Source organism: Candidatus Cloacimonadota bacterium, from assembly GCA_021734245.1.
Lineage (GTDB): Bacteria > Cloacimonadota > Cloacimonadia > Cloacimonadales > TCS61 > B137-G9.
This window is the reverse complement of the sequence record JAIPJH010000015.1, coordinates 13,585-33,138: the sequence shown is the minus strand read 5'-3', so window position 1 is coordinate 33,138 and position 19,554 is coordinate 13,585. Positions and strand designations below refer to the sequence as shown.

The following is a 19,554-nucleotide window of genomic DNA, read 5'->3' as shown; positions in this document are numbered from 1 at the left end:
ATGGAAAAGAAAGATTTTGTAAATCCCGAAGTACAAATGTATAAATGGTGGTCAAAACTGCGCTGGTTTATTGTTCTAATTCTTTTTGCAATAGGAATTCTTCAGGTAAGTCAAGTAAATCAGATCTATCCTGTATTAGTGTTTGTTGCCACTTTCCTGGGAATTAGTGTGTTAAATATTCTTTTCCATATGCAGGTTTTAAAAAGCAGCAATATGATCGGAGCTATTCAGATCGTTCTTGATATAATTTTTGCAACTTTGGTTGTGCATCTTACCGGTGGTATTTCCAGTCCGTTTATCTGGATTTATTTGATAGCTGTTATTACTGCCAGTCTTTCCATCGAACAGTCAGGAGGAATCCTCGCCGCAATGATTGGAAGTACATGTTTATTGATTCTTTTGATCTTATATAATTTTGACTGGTTAACTCCTGTAAATGGAGAACCACTCAACATCGATATTCCTTCCCAAACTATTTTTCTGATCTCTTATTGTGGCCTTTTTACAGGTATTGCATTTATTTCATCTTTTATTAGTGATATGCTGAAAAAGATTTCAAATATCATGATAGAAAATGAAGAAAGTTTACTGGAAGTTAAAAACTCTCTTACCGAAAATCAACGAAAGATCATTTTGAATAGACTGAAAGAAGAACAATATAAATTAGTGGTAAAAGAATCTGCTAAACTGGCAAATCTTGATCATGACATCAATAATCCTCTCACAGTGATCTCACTATCTATTCGCAGAGTTTTGATGGCAGCAGACGAATTCAAAGATCAAAAATTGGAAAAAGCTGGAAATCAAATGGCTCAATCTGTTACAAAGATAAATAATCTAATGGAATCAATTCAAAAACTGAAGCAGTTGGAACTTGTAAAAAAAGCCAGAGAAAATATTAAAAAAGAAGATTAATTTCAACGAGGAAAACATGAAGAAAAATATCTTGGTTGTGGACGACGAAGTTAGTATCCGAGAACTTTGCACCGAGCTTTTGGAAGACGAAGGATACAGTGTAACGCAAGCTGTTGATGGCGAAGATGCTCTTCGCAAAATGGATTTGGAATTGTTCGATCTCTTCCTGTTGGACATGGCCATGCCCAAGATGAACGGCTATGAACTGATGCAGGAGATCAAACTGAAACAACCATTGGCTGTTGTAGTTATTCTTACGGGATTTTCCAGCGTGGAAGGCGCAGTTGAAGCCACTCAGGCCGGAGCTTTTCAATATCTTTCCAAACCCATTAATGCCGATGAACTTTTCGAAGTAGTTAAAGCTGGTCTCAAATATTCAGATGACCTTTATGGCCCACTGCAGAAAGCTTTTGATCCTGGATCACAGGGCGTTAGCAAAGGTGAACCGATCATACTTCATGGATTTTCCGTTGATGATAAAATAGATTTTATGACACTGGGAAGAGTGAAAAAATACTCAGTTGGAGATAAAATTCCATTGGGAACTGAAGAAGCAGGCTCCATCCTGATTTTGGAAAATGGTGAGATTTCCATGTGGATGAACAATACAATTGTAGATTATCTTCAAAAATGGGACACCTGTGGCGAAGAAAGCTTCATTTTAGCAGGATCCACGTTTACTTCTCTACGGGCAGAAACCGAAGTAAAAGTAAGACATTTCGATCGCAAACAACTTCTTGAATTCTTTGCCTACAAAGGTGAAAAACTTCTTAAAAGATTCATGATAAACCTTATTAACAGCACTTTTTTCAAATGGCGTAAATCTTTGCAGCGTATTGTAATGCTGAAATTAATGTCCGGAAATCCATCATAGTTGTTTATTCATCAACTATCAAGAATTAACACAAAAATCAGTTTTCTTATATATATATATATGTTAACAGAATTATTATTGTCTTGACATATAGATTTTATAAACGCTGATTGGTTATAAATAAATGGTGGAAAGGGTTTTATATTGAGGTTGTATGGGTTTTTCATTTTTAACTGAGCTGCAAAATTCGATTCCTGGATTTCAATCAGGTGCAGAAAGAGCTGCTTCTATAGACAAGCTCTTGATGAAACACGAATCTTGGAGAGAAGAAGCTTATCATGATTTGAAATCACTAATGAAACAAATGAGAAGTTATGAAGCTTCCGATATAGATATTGGTGGGCCCGGTTGCAATGGTTTTATATGGTTGCGAATTTTTGGATTAAAAAATCCCTACAAAAAATTAGGCCGTTACACCGAAGATGAAATAACGTGTATGCTGCTAGCCATATTGAATCAAAATCAAATTTATACACTTTTAGAGAAAAAAAACATCGATTTTTCCATGAGTTTCGATTTAGAAAATGGTAATAGTAAACCTACTCGCTTTCGAGGGAACGTCTATTTTGAATGTAATGAGATTGTCGCTAATTTTCGCCGAATAAATGATCATCTTATGCATATTACAGAGCTGGGATTTGCCGATTCAATAAACAGACAGCTAAACTTGAAATATGAGAAATCAGGATTGTATCTGGTAACAGGTATTACTGGTTCCGGCAAAAGTACAACCTTGGATTCTATTATTGATATGAATAACAAAATTAATCACGGTCATATTGTTATCATCAGCAATCCTATCGAATTTGTTCACGATTCAATAAAATGTATTGTTCGCCACAGAGAAGTAGGTGATGATGTCGAATCATTTCAAAAAGGAACTCACCAGGCTTTTCGGCAAGATCCTGATATAATTGTTGTAGGAGAAATGCGCGATCCCCAGACAATAGCAACAGTGCTGGAAGCTACAGATAGTGGACACAAAGTCTTCAGCACACTTCATACAAGCAATGCTGTTGATAGTATTCACAGAATTATTGCAGAATTTCCACCAGCAGAACAGGAAAGAGTTAGAATGCGCCTGGCAGATACACTCAGAGTTATCATCTCTCAGAAATTAGTGCCGACCAAAAAAGGTGATCTTCTGATGTGTAAAGAAGTTCTTTCTGTTGATTCTTCAGTAAAAGCTGCAATTAGAAATAAAAACATAGGTGAAATTTATCAGATGATTAATGAAGGCAAAAAAAGTGGAATGATTACCATGGAACAAGATCTATATAATCATTACATAACTGGTAAGATCACCAAAGATACTGCGTTAAATTATGCAAACAATACGAAACGAATGAATCAGTTAATCCAATATTCCAGTTAATGAGAGTAATAAGAAATGGCTAAAAAAGAAAAGATAGCATTTGGTGTTTTTCAAGATGGGCTGATGATCAAAGTAGCACAGCTCAACTTAAAAGATAACAATGTTATTCTGGAACAAGTTGGAGAAACACTTATTTCCACTCCTTTTTTCCGACAGGAAGAAGACGTTGAAGACAAAATAAGTAAATTGCCGGATGAAGAAGCAGAATTTGCTGATCTGGATGATCTGAATACGGAAGATTTTGAATTAGATGTCACAACCGATATTGAATCTTCCGAAGACCTTGATGAACTGGTAACAAAAAAAGATGAATCTCTTCCCGGTTTAAAAGAGCTGCAGAATTTCCTTCAAGTCTATCCTTTGGAAAAAGGCAAGATCGGGATGAATGCAAATGATGAAAGGATCTCCTATTTTCATTTTGATGCAGCTTATGCCAAATCTAAATTAAGAAAAAAACTTCAGCAGGAAATGCTGACTCCAGAAGAAATTAAAACCAAAGATTATATACTCGATTATGTTATAAACCCCAACAAATCCGGAGTAGCTTTTGTTCATCGTGGTAAATTGGAATTGTTCCATGCCCTGAGAGATATAAACCTCAGCCTTTCTAAGGAAAGATATTTCTATAATCATGTAGACACAAATGAATTGGCTCTTATAAATTTAGTTAAACATAACTACGAATGCAAAGAAGATGAATACGTTCTTCTTTTATACATTGGCAACGAATACAAAGTAGGTATCGTAATGAAGGAAGGTGTTCACATCAAAACCTTCCCGATCATTGTTCCAGAAGGTGATGATATTGCAACAAGACAGGCTATTTATTCCAAAGTGATCCTGGAACAGGATATCTCGGATATGCAGATCACCAAAAATGTAATTCTGATGGGAGATCGTGTTTCGGATGAAGATCTGGAATTCTTCCGTGAAAAATCTACCGATGATGGTCAAATTCATAGATTAGAACTACCAAAACTGAAAATTCCAGAAGCAAGACAGAACGATCTTACAGATGAAGTAATTGCAAAATATGCCATTCCAATTTCGTTGGCCTGGAAAGCTTTACAACCCAAAAATAAAGATTTTTTTAAATCTAATTTATTACCTGCCAAGGTTATAGAAAACCAAAAATACTTTAAGATTGCCTGGCACGGATTTGTAATTTTAGCGCTAATTTTCTATTTTGCCTTTTCCGGAACTGTTCGAAATTTGAACATTAAAGAGAAGATCGTTACATACGAGCAAGATAACTACACCGTAGAAAGCGAATTACGGCGTAATCGGGGTTTGATCACAAAACTCAATGAGATCAAATCTAAAATGAGCGCTCTGGAACAAAACTTTGAAAAAGTAAAAGCTCTCTCTGGAAACAAAAATATCTGGTATTATATTTTGGATACTTTTTCCAATTCATTAGATAGAAATCCTTTGAGCTGGCTGGAAAATATCGCCAGCGATAATGGGGGTTTTTCAATTACCGGATATACTACTAATCGCAGGGGAATTCTTGAAGTTTCTGAACTTTTCCCTGAAGGAAGTATTTCTTCAATTTCCCGCTATCAAATCGAAGATCAAAATCTCTGGCAATTCGATATCACATATCTGTATCCTGATGCAACTGAAATCAGAATGAATGAAGATCTTATAATTAAACAGACTTCACAACAATCGGATGAACAAAAAGAAGATGCCGAAAGAATACTTCAGGAAACTGAAGAAGAAACTAAAACTGTGTCCGAAACTGAAACTCAGCAGCAGGAACAAGTCTCAGATGATCAAGTGGTAAGAGAATACAGACATACTCTGGATGTATATTTTGCTGGTGATTACCAATCTGCAATCAAACTCTTCAATGACTTTCTGCGACAATATCCAGATCATAATTTGGCATATAATGTAACCTATTACAAAGGAGAATGCCTTTATCTTCTAAAACGTTATAATGAAGCAATGGAAGTATTCGAAACAATCTTCCAGGGACGTGGCAAGAAAGCACCCGATGCACTTATGATGCTTGGAAATTGCTGGGAAAAACTTGGAGAGAAAAATATGGCAAGAGCAAGCTGGAACAATTTAATAGCCGATTATCCACAAGACGAGCTTGCTGTAGCAGCCAAATATAAACTGAGCAAATTGGAGAATAAATAATGTTAGCAAGTCGAGGAGTTATTTAGTATGCCTTATGCTCTTAGGAATACGCTCATTTTAGTTGGATTGCTTATTTGTGTAGTTGCCTTTTCATTTATAAATAACTATCAGTCCGCTAAAAAAATGAAGGAAATAAAAAATCGACTTGATGAAAACCAGGCACAGCTTGATAATTTACGAAGAGCAAACCCTGACATGAAAGACCAGGATGTTCTTGTTCAATCTCTGGATGAATTGGAAAGAAGAGTGAAAAGCGAAAGTAAATTAATCGCAAAGGACAACAATCCTACAATTACTTATGCTTATCTTCTTGATATCTGCGAGAATTACTGTCCAGACCTTCGATTTGATTTTAAATTTGTAGAAAGCGGCCAGCGAGAAACAGCTAATTTTAATTCCTATTCCATAATAGGCCGAGGGGCACTTACATCTTTATATACATTTATCTATCAATTAGAAAATCAATTCATGCTCTACATAATCAAATCGATAAGGTTATCTGGCGTAGAACCCGAAGAAGACATACCAAGTGATTATGTGTATTTTTCATTAGTAATTACAGCCTTTTATGAAGAAAATGCCGTAGAAGTTGATGACATTCCTTTCCGATATCTTAGATACAAAAATCTGGATTATCATCCATTTATTCCTCGTATTCATGGCCCAATCCCAGATGTTCATGAAGAAAGATTTATAGATATCTACGCAAGTAGAATGATAGGATTAACACCGGATAAAGTATTTATTTTAGATAAAAACGGCAAGATCCAGGTTATAGTTCCTGGTGATAAGATCGCTTATGGTTATTTGGATAGAATAAACTGGGAAGATCAGAATGCTGTTTTCATTACAAATAAAACAGGACTTCCCAAAGAATATATTTTGATTTTAAGGCAGTATGAGGATTAATTTATGAAAAAAATAATATTAATGGTTTTACTTAGTTGCTTATTTACTCTGTTTGCACAGGAAGATATTGACGAAACTATGAGTTATCAACCAGAAGAATTGATCAGTATTTCCCGAAATACGAACATAGTAGCTGCTCTTCGAGCAATTGAAGTCATTTCCTTGCAGTTTGAAAACAAGAAGATAATCACGACCAGCTCAAATAATGAGGCTGTTGGTATTCCAGTTCATAAATTGTATTGGAAAGATGCTCTGGAACTGATCGTTCAGCTTCATAATCTGGACTTGGAGGAACGACCTGGTTCTTATATGGTTACCGATCCAATGATCGAAGAAGAATTAGGAGCAGCTGCTGGTGATGAATCTTTAGCGGGAATAACACCGCTCAGTAAACAAGTAAGAATCAGTTCTATTTTCTTCAAAACAGATAAAACTTTGTCCAGGGATATCGGAATAGACTGGTCTACGTTGTTTGGTGGAGACGTTGTTGCTCAGGTAAACTTTAAAGGTGCAAACAGTGTAAGCGATGACATTTTCAATGCAGCCACCAGTTATAACATGCAAACAGGAAACGTAAATATCCAATTGGATGTATTACTTAGAATCCTGGAACAATATCAAAAAGGTTCAGTGGTTGCCCGGCCAAGTGTAACGGTACTTTCAGGCAAAAACGGAACCATTCAGGTGGGCCAGGATTTCTCGGTGAAAAGACTGGATGAAGCAGGAAATACAACTGAATCGTTTTTCTCTACTGGTATTATTTTGAATGTAACTCCAACCATAATCGAACGGGATGGCGAAGAAGCTATCTTTCTTTCTGCAAGCGTAGAAAAAAGCAGTGCTTCACCTGGTACTGTTACCACGATCATCGATAAAAGCAGTTCATCAACAGATGTTTTATTGTTTGATGGAGAAGAAACTGTGATCGGTGGTTTGTATGATACGGACAGGCAAACAGTACGAGCCGGAGTTCCAATTTTAAAAGATCTTCCCTGGTGGTTATTTGGATTGCGTTATATTTTTGGTTATAATAGTTATTCAGTAAATACAAATGAAATGATCATAGTTTTAAAAGCTGAAATAATTGATCCTGTTTCCGAGCGAAAGGATAGAATGCAATCTTTAGATGATCAAATTCAACACGAAACTGATGAATTCAACAAAGCAAAAGAAACTTTTAAAAATCAATAGGTTTAAATGATGATGTTAAATCATAGGAAGTGATTATGAAAATCCTGAAGATTCTGGTTATTCCGCTAATTTCAGTTTTGCTGTATTGTTGCGGAGATGCCACTGCACCGGTAGCCGGAGATGTTCCTTACAATCTAACGGTAGAAAAAACTTCCACAGGTATAGTAAAAATTTCATGGCTTTACGATAATTCAGAAGGCGACACACTGGAATTCTTTATCGCAAAAAAAGTTGGAGAAGAGCCCTGGGATGAATATTTTGCTCAGGTTGATAGTGACACATTTGAATATTTCGATTACATTCCAACAGATGACAGCCTGGTATATGCCTACAAAGTTCGTTATTACAATTTGGAAACAGCACTTTTTTCGCAGTATTCCGAAGCTGATGCCTACATGTCTGCCAATACTGCACCCTACGATGTAGAAGTGGAAACAGTAGATCAATCTAATGTAGAGATCAGCTGGTTCGATCGCTGCGTGGGCGAAGAAGGTTATTATGTCGATAAGAAAATTGGTAATGGAAACTGGAATAACAAATATTTCAAATTGGCCGAGAACACGACAGAAGTTACGGATGAAGCTGCACTATTTGATACACTTTATTACAGAGTTTCGGCATATTTCGGGTCTGAAACTTCTCCTTCTGCACAAGATAGTTTATTTCAAACTCTACTCTCACCATCTGGATTGTATACAGTTGTTCTGGACGAAGATAAGATCCGTTTGAATTGGACTGATAATTCTACAGGTGAGGATGGTTTTTCCATAGACCGAAAAGTAGGTGATGATGATTGGAATAATGAATATACTGTAGTAGACAGCAATGTAACAACCTATGTAGATGATATTGAATTTCAATGCGCAACTCTGTATTATCGTGTTCGGGCTTTTCAGGATACACTTTTCTCAGTTTATAGCGAAGTTGATACGATCAATATCAATCTGCAGATCGTTGGGGAAGTGCAAACACCTGGTAATGCCTTGGAAGTTTATTTTTCAGATTGGACTGCCTTTGTTTCAGATGAATATTATGGTTTAGCAGTAATTGATTGTTTCCAACCAAATGTTCCTGAAGTTTTAGGATATTATGAACTTGCTGACAGAACATTATCATCATATGTCATTGGAAATATTGCGTATGTAGCTACACATTCCACGCCTACCGATCCGGGAAGAATTCACAAACTTGATATTGCAAGTCTCACTGAACCCGTATTAATCGGCTATTCAGACACGCAGGGAATTCCCAAGAATATTTTTGTTAGTGGAGATTATGCCTATATTGCAGAAGGTAATGCAGGTTTTTCAATAATTTATATTGCCGGTTCGGATCTTCATCAAGTAGCAAATTACGATCTTGAAAATGCCAGAGATGTATTTGTTAGTGGAAATTATGCTTATGTTGCTGAAGGTATTGAAGGTTTGAAAATATTTGATATCACAGACCATGCAAATCCTGTTCTAGTAGGTGAAGAAGACACTTCTGGCAGCTTTATTGATATACATGTTGTTGGAGATTATGCCTATGTGGCAGATGGTGAAAACGGCATGAAAATAATTGATGTATCAGATCAAACAAATCCAACAGAAGTATCCAGAATTGATACTGATGGTTATGTTTATGGAGTATGGGCAGAAGAAGGTTTTGCTTATTTTGTTGACAAAGAATTAGGTTTCTATGTTATAGATGCTAGTGATTATAATCATCCCGACATTTTGGGAAATATAGAAATGAATAGTGAACCAATATCGATCTGTGTTGTGGGAAGTTATGCCTATATCACAGACAATGTAGGATTGAAAATAATCCAAGTTAAACCATAAGTTTGGCACGGGAGGTAGCCATGAAAAGAGTTTATAGCGTAATAATTATTATTTGTTCATTTGCCTTTTTGGCAGCACAAACAAACATTCCAGCCGGAGTATTGATAGATCTGGACTGGACTGCAGCAGAAAGCCCTTACATTATCGATGGAGAGATTGAACTGGCAAGTGGAGATCAACTCGTCATCGATGCGGGAGTCGATATCCAATTTTCCGGATATTACAAATTCTATGTTTATGGTCGAATTTTAGCGAACGGAGTTGATGGTAATTCAATTACATTTACGGCTCTAAATACCACAGAAGGTTGGCATGGATTAAGATTTTATGATACATACACAAATGGACTGGACCCTTCTCAATTCCATTATTGTAATTTTGAATATGGTAATGCTACTGGATCTGGATCGGACTACCGCGGAGGAGTAATTTATTGTTACAATTCGGTACCTGAATTTTATAATTGCAATTTTAATAACAATTCCGCTACAACAGGAGGTGCAATTTATTGTAATGCTTCAAATATTGAAATTTACGATTCAAAAATTTATGACAATGTTGCATCCGGTGCTGGTGGTGGTTTGTATATATCTTATTCTGATGTTATATTCGAAAATGTAGAAATCACAGATAATGTTTCTCAATATGATGGTGGAGGAATCAACTGCTATGCTTCCGATCCTACCTTGAACTATGTACTTATTGCAGATAACTTTACGGAATGGAACGGTGGCGGTGTTTCAGCTTTCAACGGTTCAAATCCGGAAATTACAAATTGTTCAATCGCCTACAATGTCGCCAATCAATCAGGTTCTGGACTTGCAGCACTTTATAATTCTAACATTACTATACTGAATTCTATTGTTTGGGGAGATGCAACAAATAATATCTATCTGGAACCGACTGCCTCGTTATCGGCTACTTATTCCGATTTGGAATCCGCTACCGGACAGAGTTATTTTGGAACTGGATGTATCGATGAAGATCCGCTTTTTGCTGATCCAACCAACGGAGATTATTCACTTACTTGGGCAAACATCCCCACTCCCGATGAAACTAAATCTCCCTGTATCGATACTGGTGATCCCAATAGTCCCCTGGATCCCGATGGCACAAATACCGATATGGGAGCTTTTTTCTTTGCACAAAACGGCATTACCGGAACTATAACACTGGATGGCGGAACCGGAAGCGTGGAAGACGTTTTGGTAACTGCTACCTTAACTACTCCACCCGGAACTGTTTATACTACGAATCCTGATGCAGATGGAAACTATATGCTCAGTCTGGTGGCTGGAACTTATGATCTGGTTGCTACATTGACTGGTTATAGTTCGAGTGGATTTGATAATTTAGTTGTTCAAAATGAACTTGTTGTAATCAACTTAACTCTCTCTCCACCACCACCTGGAGAAATTGTCGGTCAGGTGGAAGTAGAAGGAATCGGAAATCCGGAAAACGTGGAAGTATCGGCGGGGAACCTGATAACAAATCCCTATCCAGTAGAAGATCCTTTCAATCCAGGTACAATTTTGTATTACGAATATATTCTGGAAATCACTCCTGGAACTTATGATGTTACAGCAGAACTTCCCGGCTATGAAACGCAGATTCAGGAAGATGTGGTTGTAGAATCGGGACTGCAGACAACCGGAATCGATTTTTATCTGCCACTGGTATTGAATGAAGGAACAATCACAGGAACTGTAACTCTTTTCGGAGGTGCCGGAAACGTGGAAAATGTTATCATCACGGCAGGAACAGTTTCGGTCTCTCCCGCTGCCGATGGTACTTACTCGTTAGATATTCTAAATGGAACATATGACGTCAGCGCTTCCCTGTCTGGTTATTCGACCATGATACTAAGCGATATTCAAGTGATTGCTTTCCAGACGACACCCAATATCAATTTTACCTTGATTGATGGCTGGCAGCCGATCACTGGAACGCAATACGTGATGACAGCTTATTTCACAGTAACTTATGATGGAGAATTCATGTCGAAAACAGGCAGTAATCAGCTAGCAGCGTTTGGTTATGATCAGGCCACTGGACTGATCGAAGAATGTCGGGGACTTGCTACCTGGGAAGGTGGAAATCATGTCTTCTGGACAAATTACTGGCCATTGGGCGGTTATTGGTACATTACCATCGTCAGCGATAATGATAGTGGCTTGGATAATATCTGGTTTAAATTTTATAATGAAGAAACCGATACCATTTTAGATTGTAATGAAGAAATTATTTTTGATGATTGCGTGATTTATCCCAGTGGAGTTGATCTCACAATCGACTCACCCTCTTATGATATGGAATTTGATCTGATGGATAATTGGAATTGGGTATCTTTTAATCTGGAACCAGCAGATTACTTGATCGATGGTTTATTTGATGTTCTGGAAGTAGTTCCAGATATTTTACAAGTGAAATCTCAAACCGATTTTGGCCAATACGATCCGATTATGATCGATTGGTTTGGAGGTTTGGATTCTCTTAACTACTATGAAGGTTACAAAATTTATATGCTGAATTCATACAATGGATACACCTTTTCCGGCGAAAAAATAAATCCTCTTACACATCGAATACAACTTCAGCAATTCTACAATTGGATAAGTTATCTACCCCAAACGGAATTGACCCTGGAAGAAGCATTGGAAAGTATCGGCGTGGTAGATGATACTATGATCAAAACTCAGACCCAGTCTGCTGTTTATTACGGAGGTTGGATCGGTGATCTTACAACCATGCAACCCGGAATATCCTACATTCTTTATTGGCCGGACGAAATAACACCCGACGATCCGCTTTTCCTGGATTATCCACCGCATGTAGAAGAAACACGCGAAAATCTGATCAAACTTAATCCTTCCAACCTGGCAAACTGGCAATTGATGCCGGGAACAGATTCCAATATGATCTTGATGAGTTCGATTTATTTGAATGGTGAAGAATTGAAAGATGATCAAAATTATTCTGTTGGAATTTTTGATAAAGATGGTCTTTGCCACAGCATTGGAACACTGCAAAATGATCTCTGGTATTTTACTATCATCGGAGATGAAATCGAAAATTTAAGATTAAAATTGTACGATAATGCTTCGAATTCCACTCTGTTCTCAGAGGAAACTATCACTTATCAACCAAATGAAATCACCGGAAATCCCAGAGAATTATTCCAGATAAATTTCCAGAAGCAAAATATAACTCCAAGTAATTCAGAACGATTCCAGGTAGCTCAAAACCATCCTAATCCCTTCAATCCGGAAACTTTGATTTCCTATAATTTACCACAGGACGGAAAAGTTCAACTACAGATTTTCAATGCAAAAGGCCAGTTAGTAGAAACATTGGTTAATGGGCAGCAATCTGCTGGAAACCATGATATCATTTGGAATGCCGGCGATCAAAGTTCGGGAATTTATTTCTATAAACTGAAGTGGAACGGTCACGAAGAAATCCGTAAATGTCTCTTGATGAAATAGATTGTTAAAATTAATTCCCAGGCTGTATTCATATGGTCTGGGAATTATTATCTATTCGAGAGAGATTTTATAAATTTTCATTTAAAATCATGAAAATAATACTGATATTTATTATCTGTTTTATCAGCTTAAATATTTTTGCTGATCCTCCTAACTGGCAGGAAATAACTGGAACTCAATATTCCATGGTGCTTTTTACCACAATCATCTTCAATAATTCATCATTTGATAATTCTGGAACAAATATGGCTGCAGCTTTCGGTCCGGGTGGAATCGATGATTGCCGAGAAATTGCAGGCTGGGAATCAGGAAATCCGGGCTTCTGGTATTTCAATATCGTGGGTAATACAAACGGAGAAGAAATTAGCTTCAAAATCTATGATGAAGCTTCCGATCAGATCTATGATTGTGATCAAACTTTCATTTTTCAGGATGGTGATACATTTGGTTCTCCCAGTGATCCATATACTTTAACTTCGGAATTCACCTTACTTCTACCTCCACAAAACGTAAATATTTCATTCAATTCTACTAGAGAAATTATAGCATTATCCTGGTCAACTTCAATAAACGCAAACAGTTATTACATTTATGCCGATGATACTGTTGATGTCGTAAAATCTTCAGAAAATCTTGTTGGTCACACATCAGATACCACCTGGATCGATTTTGATTTTGAACAATACACCAGAAAGTTTTATGTGGTTACAGCTTCTTCCGATACTCTCATTTTGGATGAGGAAGTTTCCAGAAAAAACAAAACCAATGATAAAACAGAGGTAAAATGAAAAAATTTAAGTTTATAATAATTTTGCTTTTTTTGGTTTCGTCTACATTTCTTGCGGCCGATCCACCCAATTGGCAGCCAATCACCGGAACTCAGTATTCCATGATACTATTCGCCAGAATTCTTTATAATGGTTCTTATTTTGAAAGTACAGGAACGAATATGGCTGCAGCGTTTGGCCCTGGTGGAATCAGCGACTGCCGAGATATTGCAGGTTGGGAATCAGGAAATCCGGGCTTCTGGTATTTCAATATCGTGGGTAATACAAACGGTGAGGAAATCAGCTTTAAAATCTATGACGAAGCTTCCGATCAAATCTATGATTGCGATCAGACTTTTATTTTTCAAGATAATGATACAATTGGTTCTCCCTCCGATCCTTATCTGCTTTCAGTCGGTTCCAATCTGATAACAGGAACTATTTCATTACTCACCACAACACCGCCGGCCGGTGATTTGCAAAATGCTGATGTTTCCAATGGAACTTATTCTGTTCATCCCAACAGCAGCGGATATTATGAACTTCCTGCTGTGCCTGGAACATATAATATTACGGCTTCACTTTCCGGATACAATACAGTTACACAAACAGATGTAGAAGTGATTCAGGGGCAAAATACTGAAAATATCGATTTTACTCTTATCGATTGGGAACCACTTTCCGGTACACAATACAGCATGGTAATAATGTGTGAAGTTATGTTTGGTTCCGATCCGATTGTTTATGATGGAATAAATCATATTGGAGCTTTTGGACCCGGTGGCGAAGATGATTGTCGTGGAGTTGCTGTCTGGCAGGAACCCAATCTGCCATATTGGGATGGATACTGGTTTTTTACTGTAGTAGGAAATATTCAAAATGAAGAAATCAGCTTTAAAGTTTACGAAAGTTCCACATCTGCAGTTTATGATTGCTGGGAAACTGTATATTTTGATAATAACTCAACTTTGGGAACTCCGGAAGATCCGTATACTTTGAATATCGATTTCAGTATTAATCAAGTGATCGATCTGGGAGAATACTGGAACTGGATTTCATTTTACGTACATCCCATTGATCCAGCGATTTCCAATGTTTTTGGAACGTTGGGCGCAAATATTTATCAGGTTAAAAATCAAACGCAATCTGCCACCTATTTTGAAGCTTCTCAAACCTGGATCGGTAATTTAACAGAGATTACTGATGGCGAAGCATATCTGGTTTATATGACTAATCCCGTTAACGATTTTGTTTTGAATGGTGAACCTATTGATGTGAACACTCCGATCAATTTGACAGAAAGTTGGAATTGGATAGCCTATTATCCACGCACAATTATTCCTTTGGATGATGCTCTGTATATTATCGCACAGAATGTAAATCAGGTAAAAAGTCAATCGCAAACTGCTAATTATATCAATCCTCCCGGAAGTTGGGTTGGCGATCTTTTGCAGATGGAGCCAAATCAAGGTTATAAAATTGACATGAATGCTTCTGATATTCTGGTGTACGGTGGAACAGATGCCATCCTAACAAAACAAAAAAAAGAAAATGCAAATACCGATGAAATTCCAGATTGGTCAGTAATCAGCGGAACTCAATATTCCATGGTAGTGATGGCTGCGATCACATTTGAAGGTAATGAATTTGATAATACAGGAAATAATATGGTCGGAGCTTTTGGACCGGGTGGAGAATCGGATTGCAGAAGTATTGCAGCCTGGCAACCAGCCAATCCACCTTATTACGATTTTGGTTTCTGGTATTTTACTGTTGTTGGAGATACCGATGGTGAAGAAATAAGCTTCATGATCTACGATGAAGCAAGCGATGAAGTGTATACCTGCAATGAAACTATGAATTTCCTGAACAATGAAACCTGCGGCAGCCCAACCGATCCTTATCTTTTGACGGCTGAAATTACCGGAATAGGAAATGACGTGATCCAACCAGAATTAGATTTGAATATTTCCCCCAATCCGTTTAATCCAACTACAACAATTAGTTTTAACGTAACGCAAACGTCTTTTTTTACGAACATAGATATCTATAATTTGAAAGGCCAGAAAGTGAAGACATTTACGTTCCCAAACGGGAGTTTAGGAACGAGTGAAAGTGTAGTTGTCTGGAACGGTACCGACTACAACAATCGACCTGTTTCCAGCGGAGTTTATTTTGTGAAATTGAAAGTTGGGAAAGAAGTAAGAAGTAAAAAAGTTTTATTGTTGAAATAATAAACCTTGAAAAGGCTTCTTCCAAACAGGCTTCCAGTTAAGCACTTTCAAGGTCAATTATATTGATCTTGAAAAATTCTGAAAGTCTCAAATGCAAGAATTTCTGATAGAGAGCTTTTCAGAGTAGATTTAACCTTCCAGGTTTTCGAAATCTGGAAGGTTTTTTTTCTAAACTAATTTCTTAACCAACTCCACAAACTGTTCCACATCTTTTTCTGTTGTATCGAAAGAGGTCATCCAGCGCACTTCGGAATCATGTTCATCCCACATGTAAAAGAAAAATTCCTTTTGTAATTTTGGAATTATTTCTGGCGGAACTATCGCAAAAACTCCATTTGATTCAACTTTCTGCGTGATTTTAATTTGAGAAATTTCGGAAATTTTATCTGCTAAAAGCTGAGCCATTCTATTGGCATGTTCTGCGTTCTCCTTCCAGATATTCCCATAAAGCAAGGCTTCAAATTGAACTGCCATAAAACGCATTTTGGAACCAAGCTGCATGGCTTGTTTGCGGTAATATTTAAAATTTTTAACCAAATCCGTATCGAAGAAGATCACAGCTTCTGCATTGATCGCTCCATTCTTGGTAAGACCAAAAGAAAGTACATCAACTCCGGCATCTGCAGTAAATTCTTTAAAACCAAGCCCCAAACTTGCAGCAGCATTGGAAAGACGTGCGCCATCCATGTGCAGATACATATTATTTTGATGGGCATAATCTGCCAAGATTTTGATTTCGGATGGTGTGTAAACTGTTCCTAATTCAGAAACTTGAGTTATCGATATCACTCCCGGTTGAGAATGATGTTCGAATCCAAAACCATGCATGTGTTTCTTGATCTTTTCGATGATAAGTTTGCCGTTTTCTGTTTCTACAGGAAGCAGTTTACAGCCGGTGAACTTTTCCGGAGCTCCGCATTCATCTACATTGATATGAGAAGTTTCCGCACAGATCACCGAATTGAAAGATTCCGTCAGATTTTTTAGGCTCAGAACATTTGCTCCTGTTCCGTTGAAAACAGGAAAAACTGCAATATCTTCACCAAAATGCTGTTTGATCACTTCGATTGCTTGCGCTGTAAAATAATCATCTCCATAACCGATTTCATGTCCTTCGTTGGCATCGATCATTGCCTGCAAAACTGCTGGATGTGCGCCGGCATTGTTATCGCTGGCAAAACCACGTTTTATAATTCGCTTCATATTATTTCCCTTTTATAAATTTCAATTTGTTTGTTGGACTTCTCGTCTCGAGGAGTCCACACCATTTTGTTCTTTCGTCCCGAAAGTTATTTAACAAAGAAAATTCTTAAATTTGACTATCACCGTGGCAGAGCCAAGGTGTATTTCGCTAAATTTATTTCAGCAAGCTGAAAATCGAATTTTCATTATTTACCCCTCTCCGGCAACTGCCGAATCTCCCCTCAAACAGGGGAGAAAATTTGGAAAACCCCGATGCAGAGCAGCGAGGAATTCTTTCGATTAAAACGATCGAGGACGATCTGATTCAACTCAAGGTTCAATCAAGACAAATGAACCAACACCTTTTACATCTATAAAGTGATATTTTGTAAAGGAAGGTTTTTGTCAAAGTAATTTAGTCCAAAACATATTTTTAACTCTTTAGTTAATTTTATTATTGACACATTATCTTACCGGTTAATTTATTGAATTGTAATAAGTGAGATAATTGCAAGACCTGGCTCACAGATTCAGCGTGAGCCGAGAATTGCAGAAAAGAAAAAGCAGAGCCATTGTTCTCGTCTCAAGTTATACTTTGAGACAAGTCCAATGTAGAGGTATTAATGAACTTCCAAACGGACAGAATTATATTCTTAAGCAGATTCCAGCAAAATACAACATTGTTGCGTCCGCTGCTGGGTAACCGTATTCCGGCGGGTTTTCCATCTCCAGCCCAGGATTACATCGAAGACACTCTGGATCTGAACGAATTTCTGGTGGCTCACCCCAGCGCTACATATTTCGTGCGGGTAGATGGTTTTTCCATGACCGGTGCCGGAATTTTTTCCGGCGATATTCTTATCGTGGATCGTTCACTGGAACCAGCTCACAAGAAGATCGTGATCGCCATCGTGGATGGAGAACTGACTGTGAAACGGCTCTGGCAGGAAAAAAATAAGTGGTATCTGATGCCGGAAAATTCTGACTATCCAAAAGTGGAAATAACCAAAGACATGGAATTCGTTATTTGGGGTGTAGTCGTTTATTCGCTGCATAAAACGGTGTGAAATGATCTTATTAGATTTATTTTTTCTGCCTGATGGTTCAATTCAACCTCGCTATGAAAGCTTCGGAGCAGCATATAGAATTCGTCAAAATGATGAAAAAGAAATACTTCTTTCTGAGGAATCTATAAATTTTCGTAGAAAATCATCTTTCGGCGGCATCTATAGCTTTACCATCGAAGAATCTCGGGGGATTGCTTTTAGCTTCACTTCTTGTACTAACAAAGATTCTTCCAAAGAACAACGTGCAGGAAACGTCAGAATGACGATTGATAAATATTCATTGAGAATTTAAAAAAATGGCACGTGATATTTTTGCTCTGGTTGATTGTAACAGCTTCTACGCTTCCTGCGAGAAAGTGTTCAATCCGCACCTGGCCGATAAACCGGTAGGCATTCTTTCCAATAACGACGGTATCATCGTGGCACTTTCTTCCAAACTGAAAAAAGTGGGAATAAAACGTGGCGATGCAGCATTCAAGATCGATAAAAGATTTATCCGCAAACATGGAATTCATCTGTTCTCTTCCAATTACACGCTGTATGGAGATATGTCGAACCGTGTGATGAAAACGCTGCACAATTTTTCGCCGGATGTGGAAGTGTATTCCATTGATGAAGCATTTCTTTCTTTAAAAGGCTTTGAGCATTTGGATCTGACAGATTATGGCTGGCAGATCAAACACACGATCCGGCAGCATACCGGATTGCCGGTTTCCGTGGGCATTGGGCCAACCAAAACGCTGGCCAAAGTTGCCAATCGTTTTGCCAAGAAACATGCGTTCATCGAAGGCGTTTTCAATATCACCGATCATCCCGATAAAGATAAGATTTTGCGCTGGCTGGAAGTAGAAAATATCTGGGGAGTGGGCAGGCAATATGCCAAAATGCTGCGCCGCAACGGCATTGAAAATGCCTTCCAACTTACTAAAGCACCGGATAAATGGATACAAAAGAAAATGACCATTGTAGGATTGCGCATGGTAAAAGAACTGCGCGGCATTTCGTGCATAGATTTGGAAGAAGATATTCCACCCAAAAAAGAGATCGTCTCTTCCAAATCATTCGGCTCATCGGTTACGGAACTGCGCGATATGCAGGAAGCCACCGCCGAATATTGCCTGCGTGCTGTGGAAAAATTGCGGGAAGAAAACCAGGTTGCCTCGCAGATCACCGTTTTCATCACCACCAACCGCTTTAAAAACGAACCTCAATACGCTAATTATGCTACCGGCCGTCTACCTCTTCCCTCTGCCTATTCCCCCGATTTTCTGCATGCTGCTTCTGTGCTGATGAAACGTATTTACCGTCCCGGCTACAATTATAAAAAATCGGGCGTAATGATATCTGATATTATGCATCAAACCAAGGTTCCACTTGATTTCTTCGAGCCGTGCTATCTGGATGATAAACGTAAGATAATCATGGATTGCATGGATGAGATCAACGAAAAAATGGGAAATCATCGACTTACTTTCGCTGCATCAGGTATCAAGAAACCCTGGCAGATGAAACGACAGGCACTTACTCCCAGCTACACGACAAGTTGGAAACACATTCCCGTGGTAAAGGCAATTTGAG

General features: G+C 37.9%; 14 protein-coding genes. 13 read left to right on the top strand and 1 reads right to left on the bottom strand.

Going from position 1 to position 19,554, the window contains the following annotated elements; translation table 11 throughout:
- From K9N40_04085 to K9N40_04040, 10 genes are all read left to right on the top strand, one after another.
- Window positions 1-915, top strand: coding sequence for a histidine kinase (locus K9N40_04085; GenBank protein ID MCF7813647.1), 915 nt, complete (start codon window positions 1-3; stop codon window positions 913-915).
- Between the two features lie 16 nt (window positions 916-931).
- A complete protein-coding gene (locus K9N40_04080) occupies window positions 932-1,789 on the top strand; it encodes a response regulator (GenBank protein MCF7813646.1) in 858 nt (285 codons plus the stop codon).
- A gap of 154 nt (window positions 1,790-1,943) precedes the next feature.
- Entirely contained in the window at window positions 1,944-3,164 is a 1,221-nt protein-coding gene (gene tadA / locus K9N40_04075) for a Flp pilus assembly complex ATPase component TadA (GenBank protein ID MCF7813645.1), read from the top strand.
- Between the two features lie 15 nt (window positions 3,165-3,179).
- A complete protein-coding gene (locus K9N40_04070) occupies window positions 3,180-5,315 on the top strand; it encodes a tetratricopeptide repeat protein (GenBank protein ID MCF7813644.1) in 2,136 nt (711 codons plus the stop codon).
- Window positions 5,316-5,438: 123 nt separating this feature from the next.
- Window positions 5,439-6,224 carry a hypothetical protein gene (locus K9N40_04065; protein MCF7813643.1) on the top strand — a complete coding sequence of 262 codons (786 nt, stop codon included), beginning with the start codon at window positions 5,439-5,441 and terminating at the stop codon, window positions 6,222-6,224.
- 3 nt (window positions 6,225-6,227) lie between these two features.
- On the top strand, window positions 6,228-7,415 hold the full coding sequence (locus K9N40_04060; GenBank protein MCF7813642.1) for a type II and III secretion system protein: 1,188 nt from the start codon (window positions 6,228-6,230) through the stop codon (window positions 7,413-7,415).
- Window positions 7,416-7,450: 35 nt separating this feature from the next.
- Window positions 7,451-9,241, top strand: coding sequence for a hypothetical protein (locus K9N40_04055; GenBank protein ID MCF7813641.1), 1,791 nt, complete (start codon window positions 7,451-7,453; stop codon window positions 9,239-9,241).
- 20 nt (window positions 9,242-9,261) lie between these two features.
- The gene (locus tag K9N40_04050) at window positions 9,262-12,726 is read left to right on the top strand and encodes a carboxypeptidase regulatory-like domain-containing protein (GenBank protein ID MCF7813640.1); all 3,465 of its coding nucleotides are present in this window, start codon (window positions 9,262-9,264) and stop codon (window positions 12,724-12,726) included.
- An 89-nt stretch (window positions 12,727-12,815) separates the two neighbouring features.
- On the top strand, window positions 12,816-13,514 hold the full coding sequence (locus K9N40_04045; protein ID MCF7813639.1) for a hypothetical protein: 699 nt from the start codon (window positions 12,816-12,818) through the stop codon (window positions 13,512-13,514).
- Window positions 13,511-15,727, top strand: coding sequence for a carboxypeptidase regulatory-like domain-containing protein (locus tag K9N40_04040; GenBank protein MCF7813638.1), 2,217 nt, complete (start codon window positions 13,511-13,513; stop codon window positions 15,725-15,727). Before K9N40_04045 ends, K9N40_04040 begins: the two co-directional genes overlap by 4 nt.
- 168 nt (window positions 15,728-15,895) lie before the next feature.
- Here the strand turns inward: K9N40_04040 and K9N40_04035 are convergent, their stop codons facing one another.
- Window positions 15,896-16,930, bottom strand: coding sequence for a low specificity L-threonine aldolase (locus K9N40_04035; protein ID MCF7813637.1), 1,035 nt, complete (start codon window positions 16,928-16,930; stop codon window positions 15,896-15,898).
- Between the two features lie 602 nt (window positions 16,931-17,532).
- On the opposite strand from K9N40_04035, the gene umuD reads away from it, so the two are divergent.
- From umuD to K9N40_04020, 3 genes are read left to right on the top strand one after another with little or no spacing between them, the layout of a single operon-like run.
- Window positions 17,533-17,976: a translesion error-prone DNA polymerase V autoproteolytic subunit gene (gene umuD, locus K9N40_04030; GenBank protein ID MCF7813636.1), complete on the top strand. Its 444-nt coding sequence runs from the start codon at window positions 17,533-17,535 to the stop codon at window positions 17,974-17,976.
- A 1-nt stretch (window position 17,977) separates the two neighbouring features.
- Window positions 17,978-18,268, top strand: coding sequence for a hypothetical protein (locus tag K9N40_04025; GenBank protein ID MCF7813635.1), 291 nt, complete (start codon window positions 17,978-17,980; stop codon window positions 18,266-18,268).
- A 4-nt stretch (window positions 18,269-18,272) separates the two neighbouring features.
- On the top strand, window positions 18,273-19,553 hold the full coding sequence (locus tag K9N40_04020) for a Y-family DNA polymerase (GenBank protein ID MCF7813634.1): 1,281 nt from the start codon (window positions 18,273-18,275) through the stop codon (window positions 19,551-19,553).
- Window position 19,554: the final 1 nt, after the last annotated feature.